General features: G+C 63.3%; 6 protein-coding genes. 5 read left to right on the top strand and 1 reads right to left on the bottom strand.

Translation table 11 applies throughout. The features are described 5' to 3' along the window. Positions 1–52 precede the first annotated feature (52 nt). The 4 genes from ASE71_RS35190 to gdhA all read left to right on the top strand — a co-directional run bounded on the left by ASE71_RS35190 (position 53) and on the right by gdhA (position 7,485). A complete protein-coding gene (locus ASE71_RS35190) occupies positions 53–1,804 on the top strand; it encodes a type I secretion system permease/ATPase (protein WP_060520542.1) in 1,752 nt (583 codons plus the stop codon). A gap of 40 nt (positions 1,805–1,844) precedes the next feature. Then, the gene (locus ASE71_RS23735) at positions 1,845–4,541 is read left to right on the top strand and encodes a cadherin-like domain-containing protein (RefSeq protein WP_060520541.1); all 2,697 of its coding nucleotides are present in this window, start codon (positions 1,845–1,847) and stop codon (positions 4,539–4,541) included. Positions 4,542–4,602: 61 nt separating this feature from the next. After that, entirely contained in the window at positions 4,603–5,928 is a 1,326-nt protein-coding gene (locus tag ASE71_RS23730) for an HlyD family type I secretion periplasmic adaptor subunit (protein WP_060520540.1), read from the top strand. A 210-nt stretch (positions 5,929–6,138) separates the two neighbouring features. Then, positions 6,139–7,485: an NADP-specific glutamate dehydrogenase gene (gene gdhA, locus ASE71_RS23725; RefSeq protein ID WP_089046067.1), complete on the top strand. Its 1,347-nt coding sequence runs from the start codon at positions 6,139–6,141 to the stop codon at positions 7,483–7,485. Between the two features lie 190 nt (positions 7,486–7,675). Here the strand turns inward: gdhA and ASE71_RS23720 are convergent, their stop codons facing one another. Further along, the gene (locus ASE71_RS23720) at positions 7,676–7,882 is read right to left on the bottom strand and encodes a hypothetical protein (RefSeq protein ID WP_060520539.1); all 207 of its coding nucleotides are present in this window, start codon (positions 7,880–7,882) and stop codon (positions 7,676–7,678) included. A 255-nt stretch (positions 7,883–8,137) separates the two neighbouring features. Here ASE71_RS23720 and ASE71_RS35185 point away from each other — a divergent pair, with 255 nt between their 5' ends. Further along, positions 8,138–8,305: an AAA-associated domain-containing protein gene (locus tag ASE71_RS35185; protein WP_413814650.1), complete on the top strand. Its 168-nt coding sequence runs from the start codon at positions 8,138–8,140 to the stop codon at positions 8,303–8,305. Positions 8,306–8,476: the final 171 nt, after the last annotated feature.

Below are 8,476 nucleotides of genomic sequence, written 5' to 3'. Positions count from 1 at the left end.
CGACTGACGTCGGCCGGGACGGCATGCGGGGCGGGCAAAAGGGGATCTCATCATGAGCAAGAAGAAAGAGCCGCAACACAAGATCGGCGGCATGCGCGGTATTCTGATTTATCTCTTCGGTCTCTCGGGCATCATCAACATCCTGGCGCTGACCGGCGCCTTCTACATGCTGCAGATCTATGACCGGGCGCTGACCAGCGGCAGCATCTCCACCCTGGTGGCGCTATCGGTACTCGCGGTCGGGCTTTACCTGTTCCAGGGCCTGTTCGATGTCATCCGCTCGCAGATCCTGGTGCGTCTCGGCGCGCGGCTCGATGCGGAACTGGCACCGCTCGCCCACAAGGTGGTGATCGAAATGCCGCGCTTCGGCTATTCGACCGCCGAGGCGACGGAACGCGGCCGCGATGTCGACACGCTGCGCGGCTTTCTCGCCGGCCAGGGCCCGGTGGCGCTGTTCGACCTGCCCTGGATCCCGATCTATCTCGCCTTCGTCTGGCTCCTGCATCCGATGCTGGGTTACCTCACGCTCGGCGGCGCCTTGGTTCTGGCGCTGCTGACGGTGATCGCCGAAGTGATGACGCGGCGCCATTCCAGCCCGACGATCAAGGCCTCCGTGGCGCGCAGCTCGATTGCCGAAAGCAATGCCCGCAACAGCGACGTGCTGCACGCCATGGGTATGACCGGCCGGGCCGTGGCGCGCTTCGAGAAGGCCAATCGTCGCCACCTCGACTGTCAGACCAAAACCTCGGACATCGGCGGCACCTTGTCGGGCCTGTCGAAGGTGCTGCGCATGATCCTGCAATCGGCGATCCTCGGGCTCGGCGCCTATCTGGCGATCCGCGGACAGATGTCGGCCGGCTCGATCATTGCCTCGTCGATCGTGACGGCCCGGGCACTGGCGCCGGTCGACCTGGCAATCGCGCAGTGGAAGGGCGTCGTCGCCGCCCGCCGCAGCTATCACCGCCTCAACGAGACGCTCGGAGTGCTCGACGAACGCAGCGGCAATCTCGACCTGCCGGCGCCGCAGCAGAGCCTTAGCCTCGACAAGGTGACGACGGTTGCGCCTTCGACTGGCGCGGTGCTTCTGAGCGAGGTGAGCCTCGAACTGAAGGCCGGCCAGGCCGTGGGGCTGATTGGCCCGTCGGGGGGCGGCAAGACGACGCTCGCTCGCACCATACTCGGCATCTGGCCGGTGCTGCGTGGGGCTGTGCGCATCGACGGCGCCGATCTCAGTCAGTGGCCGGAGGGGCTGTTCAACCAGCATGTAGGCTACCTGCCGCAGGACGTGGCGCTGATGGATGGCACCGTGTCCGACAACATCTCGCGTTTCGCTGAAGCGCCGAATGCGCGGGCGATCATCCGCGCCGCCAAGGCCGCCGGCATTCACGAGATGATCGTGCACTTGCCGAATGGCTACCAGACCGAGCTTGGTCCCCATGGAACCGCCCTGTCCGCGGGCCAGAGACAGCGCATCGCCTTGGCACGCGCACTCTATGGAGACCCTTTTCTCGTGGTGCTCGACGAGCCCAACTCCAACCTGGACGCCGAAGGCGAGGAAGCGCTCAACCGGGCGATCTTCAATGTGCGCGAGCGCGGCGGCATCGTCGTCATCGTCGCCCATCGCCCGAGCGCCTTGCAGACGGTCGACATGATCGGCCTGGTGCAGGGCGGACGGCTGGTCGCCTTCGGTCCGAAGGAGGAGATCCTGCCGTCGCAAAAGACCCGGCCATTGGTGGTCGAAAAGACCCGGCGTGCGGATGCCGGCGGACAACCGCCGCAACGGGTGTCGGCGGCGGCTGAGTGAGAGACCTTAAGAGGTTCGGCCGCAGGCCGAGGAGGATGTCATGGACGAAAAGCTCATCCTGAAGCGCCCCGACAGCCAGCAGGCGATCGCGCCGATGAACCGGTACGAGATCGCGGACAAGCCCGGGCGCAAGCGTGGGCGGCTGGTGCTGTCGGCGCTGTTCCTCGGCGCGCTCGGTTCAGTGTTCGGCAGCAAGGAAGGCGAAAGCGAACCGGCGAAGCACGATCCGAATCCCGAGCCGGTCGGTCCCGGCCAGCCGAGCGATGTGCTCGACATGTCCGGGGCACTCGGGGCGATCGAGGATGCCGCCGCTTACGTGCAGGGGCTTCTGCAAGACCTGGCGTTTCCGGACGAGGCCTTGCCGTCAAGGCTCGGCCGCCTGCGCTCCTCTGTGCGGCTGGCTTTCGACGAGGGCCTGCCCACAACCGATCTCATCGACGAGCGGCCCTATAAGACAAGCGCGCGCCCCGCCAACGACAACGGCCCGCAGGGTTTCGATTTCCCCGGTCTGGCGTCCTTCGGCAGTTCGCCGTCCGGCCGGGTAGAGGACGACGATGCTGATGACGATGACGGCAGTCCCGGTGGCGGCGATGACGACGACGATGACGAGCCGGGTGGTCCTGGTGGTCCCGGCGATGGTGACGACGACGACGGCAGTGCCCGCAGCAATCGCCTTCCTGTCGTCACCGGACGCAATGTGCTCGCCAACGGCCTGATGAACCTCTCGGCCGTCATCCTGTTGAACGATCTTCTCGCCAACACGGTCGATCCGGACGACGACAGGCTGTCGATCGCCAACCTGACGGTATCGAATGGATCTATTCGCGCCTATGGCGAGGGCATGTGGCTCTATACGCCGGAACGCGGCGATCTCGGTGAGGTCACTTTCACCTATTCGGTCTCGGATGGCACCGGCCGTACCGTCAATGGTGCGCTGATGACGCTGATGGACTGGCCGGCGAACGAGATCAGGGGCACCGAAGGTGACGACGTGATGCGCGGCACGCCGCAAAAGGACATCATTGCGGCCCTTGGTGGCGACGACATCGTCTATGGCCGCGAGTCCGATGACACCATTTTGGGGGGCAGCGGCAACGACACGCTCATCGGCGGCGACGGCCACGACACGCTTTACGGTGAGGCCGGCAATGACCGTCTCTATGGCGGGCGCGGCAACGACATTCTGTTCGGCGGGATGGGGGACGATCACCTCTATGGGGAAGAGGGGGACGACATCCTGCTTGGTGAGGCCGGTGACGACTATCTCTCGGGCGGCGCGGGAAACGACCGCCTGTTCGGTGAGGAAGGTACCGATGTTATCGATGGCGATGCCGGCAACGACCTCGTCGACGGCGGGGCCGGTAGCGACCGGCTGACCGGTGGCTCCGGCGACGACACGGTGCTTGCCGGCGCCGGCGATGACATCATCGTCGCTGGCCTCACCGCCGATGAAACCCGCAGCGCATCGCCGCCCGCCAGCGATGGCGACGATCACTATTCCGGTGGCGAAGGCCACGACACGATCGATGCCAGTAGCGCACAGGAGACGGTCGTCATCGATCTCGTCGCAGGTACGGCCACCGGCGCGGAAATAGGCTCCGATACGATCGAGAGCATCGAAGACGTGATCGGCGGTTCCGGCGACGACCGGATCACCGGCGACGAGAACTGCAACACGCTGATCGGCAATGACGGCAACGACGTCATTGCCGGAAATGCCGGGGACGATACGCTGATTGGTGGCAATGGCGACGATGTCGTCTCGGGAGGCGCCGGCAATGACACGATCGTGGTCGTCGCCTTCGATGGCAGCGGCGAGGCCGACGATGACGGCAACGACAGCTATAGCGGCGGCGATGGCATCGACACGCTCGATCTGTCCGCGCTGGTGAAGGCGGTTCTCGCCGACATGGATGCCGGCATCGCCGAAGGCGACGAGATCGGCGAGGATCGCATCGAGGACTTCGAGATCATCGTCGGCGGCCGCGGCAACGACCGGATCTCCGGTAGCCGCGGTGACGACATGCTATTCGGTGGTAATGGCGACGACAGGCTGCGCGCCCGCGACGGCGATGACGTGCTCGTCGGCGGTGCTGGCGACGACGAACTGAAGGGCGAAGATGGCAACGACACCTTCGTCGTCGTTCTCCTGCCCGGCACCGACGACGGAGACGATACGATCGACGGCGGTGACGGCGTCGATCGCTACGATGCCTCCGCAGCGACACAGGCGGTGGTGATCGATCTCGACCGCGGCGTTGCCACGGGTGTCGAGATAGGCAACGACAGGTTGAGTTCCGTCGAGACCGCGATCGGCGGTAAGGGCAACGACATCATCGTCGCCAGCAATGCCGTCAACTTCCTGGCCGGTGGCGCAGGCGCAGATATCTTCGTCTTCCGCAGCCTCGCTGCCCTTGCCAATGGCGGGGAGGGGCGCGATGAGATCCGCGACTTCCAGGTCGGAGACCGCATCGATCTGTCGAAGATTGCCGAAGCCATCGGCGGCCTCGCCTTTGCGCCGTTTGCCGATGACGGCAGCCCGACGCCGGTCAACCGCATCACCTTCTATCACGAGACCTTCAGCGACAGCGAGCGCACGGTCGTGCGCGCCGTCATCGATCTCGAGCGCGACGAAGATCTCGAATTCCTGATCGCCGGCCGCCACGCGCTGACCGAGCAGGATTTCATTCTCGCCGCCATTGAGACGGCCGCGGAGCAGCAGAGAGACGCCGTCTAAGCAATCGCAAGCAACACCACCCGCATCAACCAGAGCTGTCACGCGTTACCGGGAGAAGGCCATGATCAGCAGAGAGAACGAGACCAAGACCACCAAGGTCGAAGACAAGATCGCACGGGACAGCAGCCAGTTCGGCATCACCTCGCGCATCGTCGTCTCCGCTGCCTTTGCCGCCACTCTGCTTTTCGGCGTCGGCGGTTGGGCCGCCCATGCCCGGCTTTCCGGGGCCGTCATCACCCAGGGCCAGGTCGCCATCTCCCAGCAGGTCAAGCTCATCCAGCACCGTGACGGCGGCATCGTTTCCGAGATTGCGGTGCGCAACGGCGACCAGGTCAAGAAGGGCGACGTGCTGATCCGCCTCGACGAGACGCAAACCCGGGTGGAGCTCGCGATCGTGCGCGGTCAGTTGCAGCAGTTCTACGCCATGCGCGCCCGGTTGAAGGCCGAGCGGGATGGCGAGGCCGCCGTGTCTTTCGATGGCCTCGATGTCAGCGAGGTGCTGAAGGTCAGCGAGCTCAAGCTGTTTGAGGCCAATCGCCGGATGATCACCAGCCAGGAAGAGCAGATGCGCCTGCAGATCACCCAGCTCGAAGAGCAGATCCGCGGCCTCAAGGCTCAGACCGGATCGAGCGACGCGGAAAGGGAGATCGTCGGGAAGGAGATCGCCAAACTCGAGACCTTGCTGAAGAGCGGCCTGGTGCCAGTCTCCGAACACCGTGATCTCCTGCGCCAGATGGCCCGGATCGACGGCTCCAAGGGGGAACTCGTGGCGCGGATCGCCGAGGCCGTCGGGCAGATCAGCGAACTGCGCATCAAGCTGCTCGCCATCGACCAGAACACCCGCAAGGAAACCCAGACCCAGATCGTCGGCATCGAGGCCAAGATCGCCGAACTCAGCGAGCGCGAGGTCGCCGCCCGCGACCGGCTGTCGCGCATGGAGGTGCGCGCGCCTGTCGATGGGCTCGTCTACGACCTGCAGGTCCATACCATCGGCGGCATCATCGCCCCCGGCGCCAGCGTGATGTCGATCGTGCCCGAGGATGACGACCTGACCGTCGAAATCCGCATCCCGCCGGCCGACATCGACCGTATCGCACCGGGCCAGGCCAGCCGCCTGCGCTTCACCGTCTTCAATCAGCGCACCACCCCGGAACTCGATGGCCAGGTCGGTGTGGTTGCCGCCGCAACAACCATCGATCGCGCCACCGGACAACCCTACTATCTCGCCACGGTCGACATCACCCAGGCGCTGAATAAGCTTGGCGACCGCAAGCTGATGCCGGGCATGCCGGTCGAAGTCTATGTCCAGACGGACGAGCGCACGGCCATCTCCTATCTAACAAAGCCCTTCACCGACCAAATGCTTCGAGCCTTCCGCGAGGAATGATTGCGTGCTTCACAGTGGAGGGAGCGCGCCCGCACTTTGTCCTTGAGCAGGGGGCCATGGAGGCGGCCTGTTTTTCCCAAGGAAAACGGCGTCCAGGGAAGCAATCACGAATTGCATGGCCGCGGGAAATAAATCTTCACTTGCCGCCTAGCTTCCGATAATGCGCGAGGGGTCTGCGCCTAAGAACCTGCGCGCATGAGGAGAACCATCTTGAATGTCGATGAGAAGCTGGAACCAATTCTAACGGAAGTGCTGAGGCGCAACGCCGGCGAGCTGGAATTTCACCAGGCCGTACGGGAAGTGCTTGAAAGTCTGGGGCGTGTCATTGCCAAGCATCCGCGCTATGCGGAACAGGCCCTTATAGAACGGATCTGCGAACCCGAGCGGCAGATCATCTTCAGAGTGCCTTGGGTCGACGACGCCGGGCAGGTACAGATCAACCGCGGCTTCCGCGTGCAATTCAACTCCGCACTTGGGCCCTATAAGGGCGGGATACGCTTTCATCCTTCCGTCAACGTCGGGATCATCAAGTTCCTCGGCTTCGAGCAAACCTTCAAGAACGCCCTGACAGGCATGCCGATCGGCGGCGGCAAGGGCGGCTCCGACTTCAACCCGAGAGGGCGAACGGATGGGGAAATCATGCGATTTTGCCAGTCGTTCATGACCGAGCTCCACCGACACCTGGGCGAATACACGGACGTTCCTGCCGGCGATATCGGCGTCGGAGGCCGGGAGATCGGCTATATGTTCGGCCAGTACAAGCGGCTCACCAACCGGTATGAGGCCGGGGTGCTGACGGGCAAGGCGTTGATTTACGGCGGCTCGCGCGCACGCAAGGAGGCAACGGGCTTCGGCGCGACCTACTTCGTCCAGCGGATGCTCAGCACCAAGGGCCTCGATTTCGAGGGCAGGCGCGTGACCGTATCGGGATCCGGAAACGTCGCTATCTACACTATGGAAAAGGTCGCGGAGTTCGGTGGCAAGATCGTCGCATGCTCCGATTCCAACGGTTATGTCGTCGATGAGGACGGGATCGATCTCGAATTGGTCAAGCAGATCAAGGAGGTTCGCCGCGAGCGGATATCCGAGTACGCCAGGCTGAAAGGCTCCAGGGCACACTATGTCGAGGGCGGCTCCGTCTGGGACGTTCCTTGCGATGTCGCGATGCCCTCGGCGACCCAGAACGAGCTCACGGGCAAGGATGCCCGCACTCTGGTGAAGAATGGCGTCATCGCAGTAGGCGAGGGGGCAAACATGCCGTCGACCCCGGAAGCGGTTCGCATTTTTCAGGATGCAGGGGTCATGTTTGCCCCTGGCAAGGCCGCCAATGCGGGCGGTGTTGCGACATCGGCTCTCGAGATGCAGCAGAATGCCTCTCGCGACAGCTGGACGTTCGAGCAAACCGAAACACGGCTTGCCATTATCATGCAGTCGATCCACGACCGTTGCGCCGAGACCGCCGAGGAATACGGGAACCCCGGCGACTATGTGCTCGGAGCCAACATCGCCGGCTTCGTGAGGGTCGCCGAAGCGATGGACGCGCTCGGCGTCATCTAATGCTTCTGCTGGAGGGAGCCGGCTTGCGCTGGCTTCCTTCAGTAATTCGTCGAAGCTCTTGGGGCTGAGACTGAAGTACCACCGGTCACGGCTAGTTTCGTGAGCATGGCGCGCGATCCTATGGGGAGGCCATACCACGCCGCCCGCGGATCCGGGTTGCGAGACGGCAGTAAGAGCCAATCGATCGAATTTATGAAGCGACGAGACCGTCGAAAACCTCGAGCATGGCATCGCTGATCGCCTGGCCGAGGGCGGCCGCGGTTTGCGACAGGGCTTCCTCGTCTGCGCCCTGGGCTGCGATTGCGAAGGCTGCGCCTTCTCCCGTCACGATTTCCTGAGCGCGCTGAATGGCCCAAAGGGCAAAGTCGTTACGATCGCTGATTTCTACCGTTTCCATGATTTCCTCTGATTGTCCGTGTGGAAGAATTCTTGTGGCTTTGCCGGGCGGCCGAGAGCCCGGGGTCGGCTTCATAACCGGTTTGGCCCATCTAACCGTCAACGGCATCGCTGCCAAAGCCCTAGAACCGGTTGCAGGGTGCTTTGAAGCCTTAAAATGGCATCCGGGCTATCCGCCCATTTCCGTCGACTGTCAATCCGCAGTCGATGACGCTTTGCAATTGCCTTTGCCTTATCAAAGGCTTCGGGTCATCTCTTGAGAGACGTCGGCCTCCGTTGCGCTGCTGAAGTCGACAATCGTAAGCGCCTGTTCGCGGAGCATCTTTTAGCTTACGTCCCGCTCCGGCGCGCGCTCGACGACCGACCGAGCCACCACGCGCCCTTTACCCGATTTTCAGGGGAGCTCGAAGACTACATGTCTTAGGAAGATGCCGAACATACGGTGCGCACGGTCATAAATCTCCCAGCTCATCAAAACCCGGGGAGAGTGACATTCCAACTTTGCAGGATCAGGACACTTTAACTTTGCGGCTGTGAGTTCACGCCGAACTGCGACTTGCGCGTGCAACGCTAACCGACACGCCGCATTTGCGCG

This window comes from Ensifer sp. Root954, from assembly GCF_001429005.1.
In the GTDB taxonomy this organism is placed as follows: Bacteria; Pseudomonadota; Alphaproteobacteria; order Rhizobiales; family Rhizobiaceae; genus Ensifer; species Ensifer adhaerens.
The sequence above is the reverse complement of the archived record's forward strand: the minus strand, read 5'-3'. Positions and strand labels throughout refer to the sequence as shown.